General features: G+C 43.9%; 9 protein-coding genes and 1 pseudogene. 7 read left to right on the forward strand and 3 right to left on the reverse strand.

Annotated elements, in window-relative coordinates:
* Positions 1-427: 427 nt before the first annotated feature.
* The 5 genes and pseudogenes from J5A56_RS02520 to J5A56_RS02540 all read left to right on the forward strand — a co-directional run bounded on the left by J5A56_RS02520 (position 428) and on the right by J5A56_RS02540 (position 9,095).
* Positions 428-1,996, forward strand: a complete 1,569-nt coding sequence (locus tag J5A56_RS02520; protein ID WP_021672440.1) for a sulfatase family protein — start codon at positions 428-430, stop codon at positions 1,994-1,996.
* Between the two features lie 568 nt (positions 1,997-2,564).
* Entirely contained in the window at positions 2,565-4,988 is a 2,424-nt protein-coding gene (locus J5A56_RS02525) for a TonB-dependent receptor (RefSeq protein WP_155945357.1), read from the forward strand.
* A 16-nt stretch (positions 4,989-5,004) separates the two neighbouring features.
* Positions 5,005-6,462, forward strand: coding sequence for a hypothetical protein (locus J5A56_RS02530; protein ID WP_021672442.1), 1,458 nt, complete (start codon positions 5,005-5,007; stop codon positions 6,460-6,462).
* A gap of 15 nt (positions 6,463-6,477) precedes the next feature.
* A pseudogene (locus J5A56_RS02535) lies at positions 6,478-7,883 on the forward strand (hypothetical protein).
* A 132-nt stretch (positions 7,884-8,015) separates the two neighbouring features.
* On the forward strand, positions 8,016-9,095 hold the full coding sequence (locus J5A56_RS02540; protein WP_021672444.1) for a DUF4876 domain-containing protein: 1,080 nt from the start codon (positions 8,016-8,018) through the stop codon (positions 9,093-9,095).
* 353 nt (positions 9,096-9,448) lie between these two features.
* Here J5A56_RS02540 and J5A56_RS02545 read toward each other — a convergent pair whose 3' ends face one another.
* Entirely contained in the window at positions 9,449-12,631 is a 3,183-nt protein-coding gene (locus tag J5A56_RS02545) for a sialidase family protein (RefSeq protein WP_196801658.1), read from the reverse strand.
* 154 nt (positions 12,632-12,785) lie between these two features.
* Positions 12,786-12,947, reverse strand: coding sequence for a hypothetical protein (locus tag J5A56_RS02550; protein WP_231370822.1), 162 nt, complete (start codon positions 12,945-12,947; stop codon positions 12,786-12,788).
* A gap of 215 nt (positions 12,948-13,162) precedes the next feature.
* On the opposite strand from J5A56_RS02550, the gene tnpB reads away from it, so the two are divergent.
* Together tnpB and J5A56_RS02560 are read left to right on the forward strand one after the other, a co-directional pair.
* Positions 13,163-13,507 (forward strand): IS66 family insertion sequence element accessory protein TnpB, encoded by a 345-nt coding sequence (gene tnpB, locus J5A56_RS02555; protein ID WP_211815488.1) that lies wholly within the window; start codon positions 13,163-13,165, stop codon positions 13,505-13,507.
* Between the two features lie 361 nt (positions 13,508-13,868).
* Positions 13,869-15,326, forward strand: coding sequence for an IS4 family transposase (locus J5A56_RS02560; RefSeq protein ID WP_211815489.1), 1,458 nt, complete (start codon positions 13,869-13,871; stop codon positions 15,324-15,326).
* A gap of 993 nt (positions 15,327-16,319) precedes the next feature.
* Here the strand turns inward: J5A56_RS02560 and J5A56_RS02565 are convergent.
* On the reverse strand, positions 16,320-17,540 hold the full coding sequence (locus J5A56_RS02565) for an MFS transporter (RefSeq protein ID WP_021670631.1): 1,221 nt from the start codon (positions 17,538-17,540) through the stop codon (positions 16,320-16,322).
* Positions 17,541-17,578 lie beyond the last annotated feature (38 nt).

Raw genomic sequence — 17,578 nt, forward strand, 5'->3', positions numbered from 1 at the left:
TGCTTGCGATAAAGAAAGAATTTGATGAAAAGTTAACTATTGTATCTGACTATGTAGAAAAAAGAAGATGTCGAAACACACAAATTCTACTTCCAACCCAAAAAGTCACGATATATACTTACACACAATGACGTTCAACAGACTTGACTTGGAGACACTTTGTTGAACTTTGCAAAAAGTATGACATTACCATAGAACGAATTGGAGATAGATACTAATATGGGTAATTAAGAAAGGAGGCTGTAATTTTTAGAACCAGCCATAAGAAATAACAACCTTATTCTTTACAATCTTTTTGTGCAATATAGAATAAAGTGTTATATTTGCACGCGTAAACCTAAATCAATGTAATTATGTCTAAATCTACTACTGTCTTCTTGATTGTAAGAATGGAACTAATTGATTGATATAAACCAATTTATCATATATGCAAACAAAAGTTTTATACGGCTTGACAGGAGCACTTGCAATGGGTGCAGTCGTTCCTGCTCAGGCACAGAAGAAACCGATGAACATCGTCTTCATCATGAGCGATGACCATTCGTATCAGACAATTAGTGCTTACGACAAGCGTTTCATCAGCACACCAAACATCGACTGGTTAGCTGACAATGGTGTAAAGTTCCAAGAGAGCTTCGTTGCCAACTCCCTCAGCGGTCCGTCACGTGCTTGTATGCTTACGGGTAAGCATAGCCATGCTAATGGCTTTACGGACAATTCTAAGACCTTTGATGGTGGTCAACAAACCTTCCCTAAGTTGCTCCAAAAGCAGGGATATCAGACCGCTATGATTGGTAAGTGGCACCTCACGTCTCTACCAACAGGCTTCAACTACTGGGATATCCTTATCGGACAGGGCGACTACTATAACCCTGACTTCCTCAACAATGGTAAGAAGTTGCGTCGTCCAGGCTATGTGACGAACATCATTGCTGACTTGGCAATAGACTGGATGGAGAACAAACGCGACAAGAACAAGCCGTTCTGTCTGCTGATGCACAACAAGGCTCCTCACCGTGTGTGGAACCCTGATACCTGCGACCTTCGTCTCTACGATGACGTGACCTATCCGTTGCCAAAGACTTTCTATGACGACTATGCTGGTCGTCTTGCGGCACAGAAGCAGAAGATGAGTATCATAAAGGATATGGACCTCGTCTATGACAACAAGATGGCTGATAAGGAGAATGAGATTCATACCACGACTGGTCTTGAAGAATGGGGGCGAGCTAACTACAAACGAATGTCGCCTTCACAGCGTGCACAGTGGGATAGCTACTATGACCCTATCATCAAGAAGTTTAAGGAGGACAAACTATCTGGTAAGACACTCGCTGAATGGAAGTATCAACGTTATATGCACGACTATATGCGTGTGATTCATTCTGTTGACCGCAACGTGGGTCGTGTCATTGAGTATCTGCGCCAGCACGGACTCTTGGAGAACACGATGATTGTCTACACCTCTGACCAAGGTTTCTATATGGGCGAACATGGATGGTTCGACAAGCGTTTTATGTATGAGGAGTCATTCCGCACACCGCTCTTGATTTACTATCCAGGTGGCAAGCATGGCGTTATCAATCAGATGGTGCAGAATATAGACTATGCCCCAACCTTCCTCGATGTAGCCGGTGCAAAGATTCCTTCCGACATTCAGGGTCGTTCTTTCCTGCCACTCTTGCAGGGTAAGAAACCAGCTGATTGGCGTCAGTCGCTCTACTATCACTACTACGAATACCCAGCCGAGCACTCTGTTTGCCGTCACTATGGTATCCGTACAAAGCGTTATTCACTCATGCACTTCTACAATGATATTGACGCTTGGGAGCTTTACGACTTAAAGAAAGACCCAGAACAGATGCACAACATCTATGGAAAACCAGGCACGGAGAAGCTCACAAAGAACCTAAAGAAGCAACTCCTCCAGCTACAAGTGCAGTATGATGACCCTATCCGCAAGAAGGAAAACAACTTTGGGAATGGTAAAAAGTAAAAGAGTGAAAAGTCTTAAACCATCGAAAACTGATGGTTTAAGACTCTGAAATATATTTACAAAAAACTTACTCAAAGACTTGAAAGAACTCAAAAAACAAGCATTTTTAGCGTCTTTGTAAGTTACTTGTAATCAGGCAATTGCAAAGGCGCATTTTAAAAGGTGCTTAGTAAGGGTTCAAAAGAGCGTTAGTAAGGGGCTTAAAGGGCATCTTTTGCAAGCCTATTGGGCGTTAATTGAAAGGCAAAAGAGCATCAATTAATTTTCGCTTGTGATTTTATTCGTACAAAACGCAAGAACAAGACATAGAAAACTTGTCATTATTTTTTCTACTAAGAAATAATGATTTTGCAATTTCACTAAATATAGGTATTGGAGATTATGCTGATTTTATTTACTTTTGCAGTCGTAAATCGTAAAAAATGAAAATGGAAGACCGAGTTTAATCTGCAGAAACCTGCAACTTGGTCTGATAATCTGGGTAAGTTCCATAGGTTCACTTCTCTCGCTGTGAAAGTAGGGGGTGGTGTGCCTATGAGCTAACTAACCATTTGTAATCTGAGTATATATGAACAAATCAAATTTGAACAATGGAAGGCGTGTCAGATATTACCTGTCCGCCACTCTCTTAAGTTCTTTGTTCTTGTTCTCGCCCACCTACGTCCATGCTGTGTCTATGCATGAGCAGGAAGTTATAGCGGATGAGGACAAAGATGCCAAATTATCTGTAACAATTCGGGTAGTTTCCGAAGTGTCACAAGAACCGCTTATCGGTGCTGTAGTACGTTGCGAAGGGGTTTCAAATCCCTCTGTTACGGACATAGACGGTAGGTGTGTCATTAATCTCAAGCATGCTGTCGATCGCTTGAAACTCACGGTTTCGTACGTAGGCTATAAGGCTGTGACGAGAGTTATAAGCATTCCCGACAGCCATATGATAATCGTACAGCTGAAAGACGATTCTAAACAATTAGACAATGTTACTGTTACCGCACAGAAACGCCATACGAGTGTGTTGCAACAGTCGTCAGCCATCAGTCAGGAAGCTTTGGAGAAAGGCGGTGCAACGTCCTTGGCAAAACTGCTTGAAACCATCCCCGGCGTTAGTTCTATTAGTACGGGAAACACGATTGCAAAGCCTGTTATACAAGGTATGCACAGTAGTCGTATTCTCTTGATGAACAATGGCGTACGATTGGAAAGCCAGAGCTGGGGTGCCGACCACGCACCAGAGCTCGACTATACAGGTTCAAGCATGGTAGAAGTGGTGAAGGGTGCCGAGTGTATTCGCTATGGTTTCGGTGCAATGGGCGGTGTGGTACTCTTGAATGATGCGCCCCTACCCTACGAAAACAAGAAGATTAAGCTGAATGGAAACGTCAACATGGGTTACGATACCAATGCGCGAGGCTTCAGTGGGTCGGGTACTATTGAGACGGGTTATAAGCAGTTTGGTCTGCGCCTACACGGAATGTACACCAAAGGAGGCGACTATCATACAGCCGACTACGTACTGAACAACACAGGATATAACACCATAAGTTTCTCAGCCTTAGCTGGTTGGCAAGGAAAGAAACTGACGGCAACCCTCTTCTCAAGTATCTACTATCAGCGAAGCGGAATCTATTATGCCAGTAAGATATCCGACCTATCACAGCTAATCAAGCGATTTGAGTACGGACGACCTGATCCAGAGACCGTTAAACCCTTCTCTTACGAAATCAAACCGCCGTTCCAGCAGTCGCAACACGTGACGTTAAAAGGTGAATTGAAATGGGAACTTAATCCTAACCATCACCTCAATTTCACGCTATCTTTCCAAGAGAATCTCCGTCAAGAGTTCGAAAACCGAAAGAAGACACAATGGAGCTGGATTCCTATGCAGGACTTGATGCTGAAAACCTATAAGTTCGACGTACTTTGGCAAGCGAAATGGAAACTATGGAAGATGACGACTGACGCTGGTCTTTCAAACACTTACCAAACGAACTTCAACTATCCGGGTACTAAACAGCCTGCTTTCGTTCCTAACTTTGCAGCCCTGTCGATGGGTGGTTATTTCCTTCATAAGGCAGAGTTTGGCAGGTTGCAGTGCGCCCTCGGTATGCGTTACGACTTCCGTGTGTTGTCGGTTAATGGCTATAGCAGCCTCAGCAACTATACCTACTACGACGACTTCAAACTCTATAGTAACTTCACCATGAGCCTTGCCACCCACTATCAGTTCAGTGACAAGTGGGATGCACGTGCGAATATCGGTTGGTCATGGCGTCCACCAGATATCAACGAGCTCTATGCCATTGGCTTGCAAGACGGTTCCTATTGGGTAGTAGGCAACAAGAATCTTGCCAGCGAGCGTGGTTATAAACTCGTGTTAGGTACGAAGTATAGGAACACATGGTTCTCTGTAGAGCCAAGTGTCTTCTTCCAGCGTATCAACAGTTATATCTACGACCACATCGGAACAGGTAAAGACCGCTTCCACAACCATCCGAGTGGTAAGTATCCGAAGTTTATCTACGACCAAGACGATGTGAAACTCTATGGTGGTGATATCGAAGCAACCGTGAAGCCACTGCAAGGACTGACCTTTGTCGGCAAGGGAGAATGGATGTTTGCACGCAACCTGACCCATAACGACTGGCTACCTTTCATGCCATCAGACCGTTATGGACTATCAGCTACCTACGACCTACCGCTGACAAAGAATCATAAGTATCGTTCGTCGCTGTCGCTCTCAGGTATCTATGTGACAAAGCAGACCCGCTTTGATCCCGATAAAGACCTCGTACCCGACTCGCCACCAGCCTATTTCCTACTGAATGGTACGGCTGAGTTCCGCATCGCGTTACCACAGAATAGAGAGTTGAAGTTTATGATTGTCGGTGATAACATCCTCAACGCACTCTATAAGGAGTACACCGACCGCTTCAGATACTACGCCCATGAGCGCGGATCAAACTTCTCTTTACGCACATTGTTTAAGTTCTAATTAGCTGAAAAAGAATATGAAACTATATAAAGACATACGCCTCATACTTGCCACGGCAGCAGTGGGACTTCTCTTCGGAAGTTGCTCTAACGACCAAGTTGACGATTTCTTCAAGAAGATTATACAAGCTCCTCCTTCCTCTATTGAGCGAGATGTGAAGGGACATGAGCAGATTTATGCGGTTCATGCCATCTTGAGAATGGGCTATAAGGGGGGAATGATTGGTGTTGGACCAGACGGAAACGACTCTATTCAAGCCTATAACACCTATCATCTCGTCAGTGGCTCGACCTCTATCCCTGTCATGCAGGAGATTGATATCGCTAAGGATGACGACGGACAGATGACGATTACGACCGAACGCGACTGCTTTGATGTGATTGCTTCAGACGATATCTACTATGGATTGGAGCTGAAATACTACGATCAAAACGGTATGCTCATCAACCATCAGTTCTCAGGTTATCCCTTCATGAAGGATAAAGACGGTTATAACGTTCCTGATGAAGACAACGCAACCCTCCTTGTTCACCAACACTTCTTCGGTATTGGTAACGCATCTTTGAACAAAGCAGTGGCAGATAGTAGCTCTGCAGGACACGGACAGGAGGTGCGTGGATTGCAAATGGCATACCCACGTTCGTTGGCTTCACTACCTACTTATTATGACCGATACACCTTTAAAGAGAAAGGTGGAGCACTGGAAGCTGCCACAAAATTCTCAACTTCTAACATCTATGTCCCTGATGGCTACACATTGGGACAAAATTTGGTGCCATTCGATAGTGAGTTGGCATGGAAGTCGATTGAAGTATCGGGAAAACCAGAGGCTTTGCAGCCTTATAACTTCGGTGGAAAGACCTATCATCTCTACAAAACTATTGATCCAATGGAGCTAAATAAGATTACTCCAGAGGTCTTTACCTATGAGTATCGTGACACAGATCCAGTGGAAGAAGAACTCGGAAAACTTTTTACAGAAGCTTATAACGATGACTTCACCGACCCAGACACAGAGTCACCACGCCAGCGTTATGGTCATACCGTGGGTTTACTGCATCAGAAACGCAGCTTAGACGTCGGCTCAGACTTAGACCGCTTGGGCTTTAAGGGCATCATGCAGTTCCACAAATCAGACATTGCTTTCCAGCTACAGGTACGCATCTGCCATATTCTCAACAAGGGACAGCAGCACGTAGGAGAGTCAGAAAAGCCTGCAAAGTATTGCAATACGAACAATAGTGAGCACAGTTTCCTATGGGATTTCAACCAGTTACAACCCGGTTGGGATAGCTTTGATATTGATTATCCGCTGTCTGTTCGTGTCATAGCCAACACCAAGGACGGTGAAGACAAGTGTTTTGAAGATGTCAAGCGATTCTATCCAGCTGCCGACAAGGCACAATTATGGCGTATGCTGACACAACCACGAGACTTCTTCACACAGTACAGACAGAACGTAGTATTGATGTAAAAACGAATTGGGAAGATGAATAAGATATTCAAGAGCATTCTTTTATTATCATGCGTTGCCACACTCTTCGCCTCATGTGACGACTTCGTGTTTGGCAATGTACATGTAGATTATAATGAAAACCCCTTAGAAAGCAAGGGATTGGCACGTAGTGGCGCAGACCGTTATGTAGATAGTCTGTCGAAGGTTAAGGTCTCTGAGCAGGTGAATAACCCCGACCCAGACGGAGCTTTCAATGGTTGGGCAACCTGTTTGGCTATGTTTAAGGAGGGACACTCCCACGGTGACGGTATGATGCACGGTAACTTCGTCTATCATAACGCCCCTTGGAAGCAGGAGGAGTTTGTCATTATCCGCAACAATACGGCAAAATGGCCTACGGTTGAGGTGCAACGCCAAAGTACGGTGACGTATCTTGAACAGAGCAATGGTAAGATAGGACCTGATTATATCCGTATCATTGGTGGAAAACTCAAACGTTGGGGACTCTGTCTCTACTTCTTTGACAAAGAGGGTAAGCTGATGAACGACAATATTCTCGACCACTCTGATGAGTATCAGATATTCTTCACGGTGAGCGAGGTCGACGATAAGGGTAATCCATACGAAGTAATGGACTGTCGTGGTACGTGGAAACCAAACAAGAATAAGTTTGGTGACTGGAAAAAAGGCGGTACAGTTGATACGACACCAGTTCCTTCTCCAACCTTTGCGAATAAGACCACGTGGAAAGAACGTGCCGAATTGACCCCAAAGATATTTGAATATACCTATCGAGATACGTGGATTCATAACGCAATGGCTGATGGTGCACGTGAGTTATTCAACCAACGTCTTCTCCCACCATTGACACGTGAGGATGCAGACTGGGCTGTTGCGCCTTACGACCAAGACCGTGTAGGACTGAAGGGGCATTTCAACTTTGACATTGAAGCCGATGAGAACGATGCACTTCATCAAGAGTGGCCATTAGAGATTACACGCCGTTTAGACCCTGCAACGGGTGAAGCGGGGCGTTATACACGTCCGTCATATCTCTTGCCAAAGTTCTATCTGTCAATAAGAGTGATGAAATGCCCGAAAGGAAAAAGGCATTGATACCGAAAGATGAGTATCTCAATCGCCATTCAACCTACGTCTTCCGCAGTCCGTTCATCTGTTCAGAGGCTTATAACCCTGACGAGCCAAAGGAGTATGGTGCTGATTCAGAATGGAAGGAGCTTTTCCGCTTTAATATCCCTATCAAGGTATTTTGCAGTAGCTTTGACACTGACCCAACGACCATCGACCCGAACGACCCACTTTATTTCTACTTAGGTCATGAAATAGGCTTGTCTTCATTAGATGCGTTGGAGGCTTCACAGAATGTCCAGACCCACGGCATCGGTGGAGGTTCTGGTTTCGGTAACTGGTTCTTGTAACATGGGCAGAGGGAGAGGACGGAGTCAGCGCTAAGGAATCATCAATACGTCTGTAACTCACAATCAATTCCATCGTGAAAACTGTCCCTCCCACTGCACAGCAATTATATAAACATAAAAAGAAGAAAACAAATGATACAAAAGAAGATAGCTGCATGCGTGCTTTTTAGCCTAATCCTTTTAGGTTTGAATAGTTGCACGCGTAATGAAATGCCCGTGAAGCAATCTACTTCCAAGACGAAGTTAGACCACTTGATTATCAAGGAGGTATTCTATGTTGGTCATTATTGGTATCGTGATGTACGTGCTTGGGGTATGAAGAATTTGAACCAGATGTACAATGACGATCAGTATATCACCATCTTTAACCCTACGGACGAGGTGAAATATCTTGACGGATTGGCTTTGTGTGTCAATGCCATTGAACCAAGCAAAGCCATCCAGTTCGCACCGAAAGACGATTTTGTTAATCGTTATTATGGTGCATCAGGCATCTCTTACTTCCCCGGCAAGGGCAATGACTATCCTGTGAAACCGGGGCAAACCATCATCGTTGCAAAATATGCCATCGACCATAAGGCTAAGTTTGAGGCTGAATTGGAGGGCGAGGACCTGAGTATGTATGGTGGACTGAATGCCTTTTTGGACCTAAGTAAGGCTGATTTCGAGTGGACAAACAGTAACTATGATCCCGGACGGAAAAACAATCCTAACGTTCCAGACATGAATGCTATCCTGACATCAACCGATGCCAGTGGCAATATTGGTCCTTCTTACGAGTTCTCTCATGTGTCTGAAAGTAATGGTATCGCACTGATAAAACTGCCTTGGACACCAGAGGAATTTAAGAAGAACTATGCCGACACAAAGGATGGCAAAGGTTATCTGCATTACATCACCGTTACCAGCAGTGCCTTCGGCGACTTCTATGCCATCGAAGTACCCTTTGAGTGCGTAATCGACTGCATTACCATCTGTCCTCGTCGTATGTTCCAAATGCGCCCAAGTAAGTTAGACAGAGGCTACAACGCTGTTACAGACGTCTCTTTCTCCAGCCTGAAACAAAGCGATTATCCCATCTCTTCTGGTCTTGCACTGATGAGAAAGTGGGACGGAAAGAAGTTCGTGGATGACAACAACACAACTGCCGACTTTGAAGTAAAAGTCGCTTCGCTATCGAGAAAAGACGAAAAGGGGAACGCAATAAAGTAAAGGTAAAAAGTAAAAGGGTAAAATTGTAAAAAACAAAAAGGTAAAAGAAAAAAGTAATAAGGCTGTATTAAAATAGGAGTAACCCTATTTTGACACAGCCTTATTCGTTGTATTGTGGAAGACAGAAAGTACAAAAACACACAAACGATGTAATGTACAGGACTACGAATTACACGAATTGTACGAATGCCCTGCATACATGCAACAGGACAAGCAACTTGTCAACTAAGAATTCGTCAACCAACCAATAGGGGTATCTCGCATTTCACTCCTCTCTCCAATCGGAGAGGGGTTGGGGGTGAGACTTTCTCCCTTTGGGGGAGAGGCTGGTTGACTGATGCTGGTTTCTGCTCTTACCTCACCACCTTCTTTCCATTTACGATATACACTCCACCCTTCTGCTGTGAGAGGTTAGAGATGCGCTGACCATTGAGGTTATAGACCTCCTGTGTTGCTACCTTAGCAGGGGTAAGGGATTTGATACCGTTTGTATCTTCGGAGTAGTCAACAGGTTCGACAAACCACTGTGAGGCATCAGAGGTGATGGTCCATGCCACAATCTTACCGTTGTTATCAGCGTGGAGAGCAGGCTGAGCAGGACGTGTAGGGTTTAGACACTGCAAATAACTGAGTCCCTCAATCGTTGAAACAACATTATACTTTCCTGCTTCTTCCCGATTGGCAGTCACCGACACCGATGTATTCGTTATAGGCGTTACCTTTGCAAAGACCTTATTCTTTGCGTTCTTTAGCGTCCAACTGTCCTCATCAGTACGACAGAACTGGAAGAGCAAGGCTGGATCAACAGTCGTCTCATTGACAGGTGCTGGTCTAAGAATATTACCATCAGATGACAACATCACATTGGTCTTAAACTTGTTCTTCAAACGATACCACTTACCATCCTCTATCTTCACACGCTCAACACCATTGAAAAGCACGTCATAAGCATTCGCTAACTTCTCCTGCGCTGCATAGACAGCCACCGCATTAGGTGTTGCCTCAGCTGATGCAACAGCAGCCTCAGCACCGTTCAGTGCTGTTTCTACAGCCGATAAGCTCTCTGCTTTGAGCATACCAACATACTTCCCATTAGCATCTTTATAGCTCTGCACACGTGTGCGAAGCGCCTCAGCCGCCTGCTTCACGTATGGTGTACGGTCGGCAGTGCGGTCAAGTTCATACATTCCGTTGGTCAAATCCTCCAAAGCAATCTGCTTGAACATAATGTTATAACCACCGATACCACCCGGTGCATCCTCCTCATAGATATAACCAATCTTGCCATTGTTGAGCAGTTCCATACCTGTATAGCAAGAACCCATCAAGCTCACCTGCATACCCTTCTGCCAATCAGCTGCCAATGCCTCTGCTGAAGCATAGCTGTTATAGTCTGTGAGTTCCTTAAAGTACACACCCACCTTCTCACGTGCCTTAGAGAGTGTGATACTCTGAAGGGCAACAAAGAGTTGCTTACCATCTGCCTTGCGACGTGCTGGAACAATGAGAATCTCACCATTCACGGCATTCACGGCGTTATTCATAGCTGTGGCGTTGGTCTGGAATTCCCATTTTCCCTCGCCCTTAGCAATATCGGTATAGGTGAAAAGACTATATCCACGTGTGTTAGAACCGCGGTTACGCACACTTACCAACACACTACCGTCTGGCATTTCTTCCACCTTTGACTCGTCAGCTCCCGAACTTGGCAACTGCATATCACCACCAAGCAACTTCCATGTAGCACCGAAGTCGTCAGAATAAATCACAAAAGTAGCGTTCTGCTTTGTGTTGTTCGTAGGATAAGCGATATACAAACGGTTATAAGTTCCCTGCTTGATATAACGGCTCTGCATAATCTTTCCGCTGGTGAGGAATAGACCGTAAGTCTGTCCACCCACGCTGTTCTTTGTCAGATTATATATCTGATAGGTCAGCGAATCCTTTGACCAAGTTTGTCCGCCATCGGTACTTAGCAATCGAACCACGTGCTGTGGCTCCTCATACTTACTTGCAAAGAAGCTTGTATGACCACCCACACACATCACGAGGACATTCTGTGGATTGTTGCGATCAACAACGATTGAAGGATCGCCGAAGCTGTAAGTCCACTGCTTAGAACTATGATTTTGTGTCTGGTCGCCTGCTGCAATGGTTGTATAGTTCGCATCCCACGTTGCTCCGTGGTCGTTGCTGGTCTTCATCACGATGTCGTTATGACCATTACCCATACCAATATCCGCACCCGTACGACGAAGGTCTACTGCTACGAAAAGCTTGCCATTGGTGTCCTGCCCCAATGCTGGAATACGATAGCCATAGCGCGACTTGGTGTTATCGAAGACAACAGCGGTCTGATACTTTGCGTTATCTGCAAGTTGTTGTTTCAATATTTCGACAGAAGCAGGTGCGATATTAACAGTGAGGTTCTGTACATGTGCAAAGTCGGTTAGGACTTGGAAAGGTACAGACTGGTGGGTCAAACCTGTCACAGAGAAGGTCTTCATCGTTACAGCATCTGCTGTCTCTGTCTTAGAAGTAGTGACATCCTTCACCGTTGTATTACCAGAACCGCCCTTGAACGTGAAGGAATAACCCGTAATGATATAACCCTTCTCCACAGAAAGCGTATAGTTTTGGCTGTTCACACTGGCTATAACAACCGTCTTTGGACTTGTTGTATTGTTGAAACCGATATTATTCTTACCATCAGCATTTGCCAACGTAACGACTGGATCAGTGTAGTTTGAAATCAGATAGGTATTCCACTTCTGTCCCATTGTCTTCTTGTCTTGCCGATAGAACGTAGCGTTGTCAGGGTAGAGAGTACAAGGCTTGAGAACGGTCGAATAAGCTGGCTCGATAAGGACTGTTGAACCATTATCTTTACCACCCCTCCAAAAACATATCTGACCCGTCTGTCCGCTGAGATTCAAAGCGTAACCATCAGCATTCTTTAGCTGCATATAGACAGGGTCAGTGTAGGGAGATGTAAGATTAGTTGAGGGTGAGAACCACCACTTAGCACACTTCTGATTGTCTTCCAAAGTCTCCATAGTAGGCTCTACTGTATTCATTGCAGGGTCAGTAGCCACAAGTGCCTTCGACGTTCCGAGTGCCTTGTTGTACACCCTATAACCCTCTGTCTCATTTCCTATGAAGCACCACAGCTGGTTATCGGGTTGTGCAGGCATCGTGCGGTCGGCTCGTCCTGCCATTACTGCCACCTCGCTAATCGTACCGTCAGCGGCTGCTGCAGCCAAGGTAGTGTTCTTAAACTTCAAGGTGTACCAGCGTGTTCCTTCTGCAAACTGACCACTAACGATGGTTGTTGCTACAAAAGGATGAAGGGAACTTTGAGCATTGAACATTGAGGTTTGAGCTTTTACCTTTGAGGTTTTACCCTTGACCTTTACTTTTGTCACAACAGGATGCTGTGCATTAGGACTACCAGCAATTGGCAACGATGATGTCTTTGAAGCCCACGAAATAGTTGTGAGGCTCCACAAAACAACTAAAATAGAACGTTTATTCATAAGGTTTTTAATTATATTTTTGTTTAATGTCACTTTTAACATTTGCAGGAATAAACTCTTTCTCAGCATATTACAACCACCTGAAGTATGACAGCAGTGACAGCAACTTCAAAAACAAGTCGGTTAGAGCCTATCCCTGCAAGAACCAATTTAGCTAAAACACTTTATCCAAGAACTCTCCCATTGTGCCATCTTTAGCAACTGGCAGACTATCAGCTTGACGCAAATGATGGTCAGCCTCTGCGATATGAATGTCTTCGCCGAAACCAAGGATATAACGTAATGCGATACGATAGATACACTCCGTTGGAGCCAATCCATACACTTAATGCTTAAAGATGTGGCGGATACGTTCCTCTGAGTTAGGATAAGCTTGCTTCAACCTCTCGCTATTATTTCTTCTAACATATATTTCCACTTAACCTATTACCAACTATTCAAATATATAAAACGGAATCAACTACAGCGTAAGCATCCAAAATTAGCCGTCTTTTGTGGATACCGCATTGTTGCTACCTTTGCACAAAAAAGATGTTTGCACTGAATGAAACAAATGTTTATCGGGTTTGTTGTTCTCCTGTGGATATGCGCCAGGGGATGCTTCGATTATGTCAATTCGTCCGTGGTAACGATTTTAATCCATCTGATGGTTGTGTCTATGTGTTTTATAATCGTTCTCGCAATCGTATCAAGCTGCTTCATTGGGGACGATGTGGTTTTGTCGTATACCACAAGCAGATGGCACAGGGTTGTTTAAGTGGTAAAATCATGCAGCAAACCAAGGGATTTTATGAACTTCGATGGGATGAATTGGTCCTTTATATAGAAGGTATAAATCCTCATTGTTATCGAAGGAAACGTTACAATAAACCTTAGAAATATCTTGCAAAATCCATATATTTTTCGTACCTTTGTATCATATAAATAACTGGTTTTCTGATGAATACATCCAACAATAAGACTGCGTCTAACTATCATTTTTTAACTCGAGAAGATGTTATAAATCTTCTTGAGCAGAAAGACATGGAGCTTAACCCAAGTTTAACCCCCACTTTCGCCTATTTCTTGCAGTGACCGTACTTTCCTCGTTTTTCTTATGGGCTCTGTGTCCTACAAATTTTATTCTAAAGTTTCCCACCCTCAAAAAGTTGGCTTAAAATAACAGTTTCTCAATAATTATTGGTAACTTTTTGGTGCTTTATTACATTGATTATCAATAAATTAAAGAGTAACTGTTATGGATGCAAAATTAGACAATTTCAGTGAGATATCCAAGCTTTTAAGTGTTAAAAGTAAGATGAGTAGCGATATTCTCTCACTTTTCTCAAAATTTGGTCTTGGACGTCTACTCTGTAGGCTTTCTTTGGAGAAACACGATGGTATCTCCGCTGTTCAACTGATTCTTTCCCTTTGTCTTTTCCGTATTAATGGTGAGACGATACACTCCATATACAAGAAGAATTTCTACCATCTTCTCACCACTGGAAAGAACTGCTATTATCGTATGATGGTCAGGCAGACAATGAATTGGCATCGTTTGCTTAGCTATACTGTTCTTCGTTTTGAATGCATTCTCCGGAAGAATGGCATTCAGACAGAGAGCGAGAACTCCTGTGTTATATTTGACGATACAACCTTGGAAAAGACTGGTAGGAAGCTTGAGCATATTACCAAGGTTTTCGACCATGTGCGAATGAACTATGTTCTGGGCTACAAGCTTCTTTTGTGCCTGTTCTTCGATGGTAAGTCCTCTCTGCCGTTCGACTTCTCCATCCATGAGGAACTAGGAAAGAAAGGGGACGGCGGACTTGGCAAGAGGGCACTCCGCAGTAGATTCTCCAAGAGACGCATGAAAGAGAGCCCAGCGTATGAGCGGAATCAAGAGTGCGGTATGAGCAAGAGGGACTCAGCCATAAGGATGCTCCAGCGCATGTGGAAGAGTGGTATTCATCCCTATTATGCCTTGGCGGATAGTTGGTTTGCCTGCGAGAAGTTCATTGAGGAAATCAGGAGAGTAGGCAACGGAGCTATACACTACATCGGTCTTGCAAAGATGGGAAAGACAAAGTACTTTGTGGAGAATAAGCGACACAATGCCGCTGAGCTCGTAGCAATGTATGCAAGACGTACCAAATGCTGCCGGAAGTACAAGTGTCAGTACATTGAGTTGAGGGGCTGTCTGGGGAATATACCAGTCAGGATATACCTGATTAGATATGGACGTCGACAGACTTGGAATATCATGCTTAGTACGGATCTATCGATGAGCTTTGTGCGTGCCTTCGAGTTATACCAGATACGATGGAACATTGAAGTGGTCAACAAGGAGACAAAGGGACATCTCGGACTCGGCTCATACATGGGGAGAGACTTTGATGGTCAGATTGCTGATGCAACGCTCTGCTACATTACATATATCGTGATGTCGTTAGAAAAACGGATGTCAGAGTATGAGACCATGGGTGAATTGTTTGCTGACATGGAAGAAGATGTCATGGCACTTACGTTATGGCATCGTGTGCTGAAGTGCATAGAGAGGTTGCTTGCTACTCTTTGTGACGTTCTTGGGTTCTCTGTTAGTGAGATAGGGCAGTTAATAGTCACCGACTCAGAAATGCGGAACAACTTTGAGATTATGGTCAAAGCATTGGAAGACAGGCAACAAGAAAAGCTCACAACCGTAAACATATTTTAGACAAGTGTTAACGACTCACGTTCATGGGTATTCGCAAAGCAGTTTGGTTGAAATACCCATGAAACAGAGGGGTAGGAAACTTTAGTTATAAATAAATATAATTTTAAAGGATGAAATATAATTATTATAGACTTAAATAAAAAAGAATGAGTCTTCAGCAATTTGGAGTGATACTCTTTGAGATTAAAAACTTCGAAGAAACGTCACACAGAGAAATGGAGAACACAGAGGCACCGTTGGTGCGTGAAGCAACAGAGGATATTTGCAAGTTTTATTAATCCTTTGGTGTATTTCATTCTAAAACAATGGTTTGCAAGGTTTATTATCAAAGCTATCAGCAATACGGACACTACGCCTCTGTCACTTTTTGTGCCTTCGGCACCTCCGTGTTCTCTCCCTCTCTGTGTGCCTTTTATATGTAGTAGGCTTACTTTACCACTCCATATTTCGGAAGAATCAAAAGAATTACCCAATAGAAAACCATGTTCTTCAATTAAATGCAGGGCTCACTTTGTTTCGCTTTAACGAGAAAGGTAAAGTTATTTCCAAAAATAGTCAAGATTGTCAACTGTCTTTTTTATCCTCCTACACAGTAAACCTTTTCATCTTAATACTTCGAAAAAATCGCAGATAAGACATTGAATAATTATTACACAAATTTGAATTAAACTCCTAAAATAAAGGGTAAAAATACGTGTAAGAAAACAAAAATACAACTACCTATAAATCAACCAATTATAAAGTCGTGTGAGAACAGGGGCTTAATAGGTCTTCAAAAGGGCGTTAGTAAGGGCGCAAAAGGGCATCTTTTAGAAGCGAAAAGAGCATGAATTGAAAGCCAATTCATGCTCTTTTATTTTTAAGACTTGATTTTTATTTACAATATGGAGGTAGTGAAAGGGGAAAAGCAGAATATTATATTAGGCAAAGAAGCAAGTGTAAACGCTGTTGTCTTAACTCCTCTAACTCCCTTTCTCTCCTTAACTCCTCCTCTTATTCCTTCTTCGTACGAATCTTGTAGCCTGCGAGTCCGTAGTAAAGGATGAAGAGGAAACAAGGAACGCTCACCCAGTAAGAGGTCTGGAAAGAGGTAGCATCCTGTACCAAACCACGCAACCAAGGCATAACAGCACCACCTGCCATCGCCATTGTCAGCAAGGAAGCACCCGACTTTGTAAACTTGCCAAGGTCTGCCATTGCCAAAGGCCACAACGCAGGCCACATCAAAGAACAGCCTAAAGCCATCAAGAAGATGCAATAAACGGAGATAACTGGGTCTGGCACAACTGCTACAGCCACACTACCAACGAGGGCAATGATAGCACAGATACGCATTGCAGCAGCCTGAGAGAGGTAACGTGGAATGAAGATTACACCACAGATATAACCCACAATCATACCCACAGAAGGGATAAATCCGTAGTTATCACCCTCCAAACCTAACGACTGTGCATAACCTGTTGCCGTAGCGAGGGAGATGGTCTCTACACCAACATAGAGGAAGAGTGCCAAACAGCCCAACAACAAATGTGGGAACTGCAGAATACTTGTCTTACCGTCAGCGTATGAACTGACTGCTGCCTCATCGCCACGCTCACTCTCGTCCTCACCTGCAGCCTTCACATCTGGCAGTGGAGCCATCAATGCGATAACACCCAAGAGCAAGAAGATACCGATGATGATAGTGAATGGCACGTAAAGATCGCTGAGTTGCGTATCGCCAATACCCTTACCAATCACCAAAGTAATGAAGAGTGTCGTCACTGGCCAAGCCAACTTATTGCTGATACCCATGCAAGAGATACGACGTGCTGCCGAATCCATCGGACCCAGAATTGTCACATATGGATTGACAGATGCCTGTAAAACAGCATTGGCTGCACCACTGACGAAACTCGCAATGAGGAACCATGTCAGTGAGTTCTGCTTCGCTGCGAGGATGAAAAGTCCAAAGGCTGCTGCGAAGATAGCGAACGACAAAGCCATCGTACGCTTATAACCGATTGCCTTAATACAATGGGTTGCAGGAATACCGAACAAGAGGAACGGTATGAAAGTCGCTGCAAGCAACAGACTTGAAGCTGCACCAGAGATGTGCATTGACTTCTCTAATACTGGCATCAGATAAGAGTTGATACCCAAGGCAAAGCCAAGAGAGAAGAAGAATAAGCCGATAATGGCTAAAGGAAATAGATAGTTAGTTTTTTGTTTCATAATAAAGATATTTTTTATTTACTACTTCATAACAAGGG

Origin of the sequence: Prevotella melaninogenica (assembly GCF_018128065.1) — a bacterium.
GTDB lineage: Bacteria > Bacteroidota > Bacteroidia > Bacteroidales > Bacteroidaceae > Prevotella.

Bases quoted from the DNA above. Each gene is read 5' to 3' on its own strand.
- J5A56_RS02520 (WP_021672440.1), top strand. From the start codon at position 428: ATGCAAACAAAAGTTTTATACGGCTTGACAGGAGCACTTGCAATGGGT.
- J5A56_RS02525 (WP_155945357.1), top strand. From the start codon at position 2,565: ATGAACAAATCAAATTTGAACAATGGAAGGCGTGTCAGATATTACCTG.
- J5A56_RS02530 (WP_021672442.1), top strand. From the start codon at position 5,005: ATGAAACTATATAAAGACATACGCCTCATACTTGCCACGGCAGCAGTG.
- J5A56_RS02540 (WP_021672444.1), top strand. From the start codon at position 8,016: ATGATACAAAAGAAGATAGCTGCATGCGTGCTTTTTAGCCTAATCCTT.
- J5A56_RS02545 (WP_196801658.1), bottom strand. From the start codon at position 12,631: ATGAATAAACGTTCTATTTTAGTTGTTTTGTGGAGCCTCACAACTATT.
- tnpB (WP_211815488.1), top strand. From the start codon at position 13,163: ATGTTTGCACTGAATGAAACAAATGTTTATCGGGTTTGTTGTTCTCCT.
- J5A56_RS02560 (WP_211815489.1), top strand. From the start codon at position 13,869: ATGGATGCAAAATTAGACAATTTCAGTGAGATATCCAAGCTTTTAAGT.
- J5A56_RS02565 (WP_021670631.1), bottom strand. From the start codon at position 17,540: ATGAAACAAAAAACTAACTATCTATTTCCTTTAGCCATTATCGGCTTA.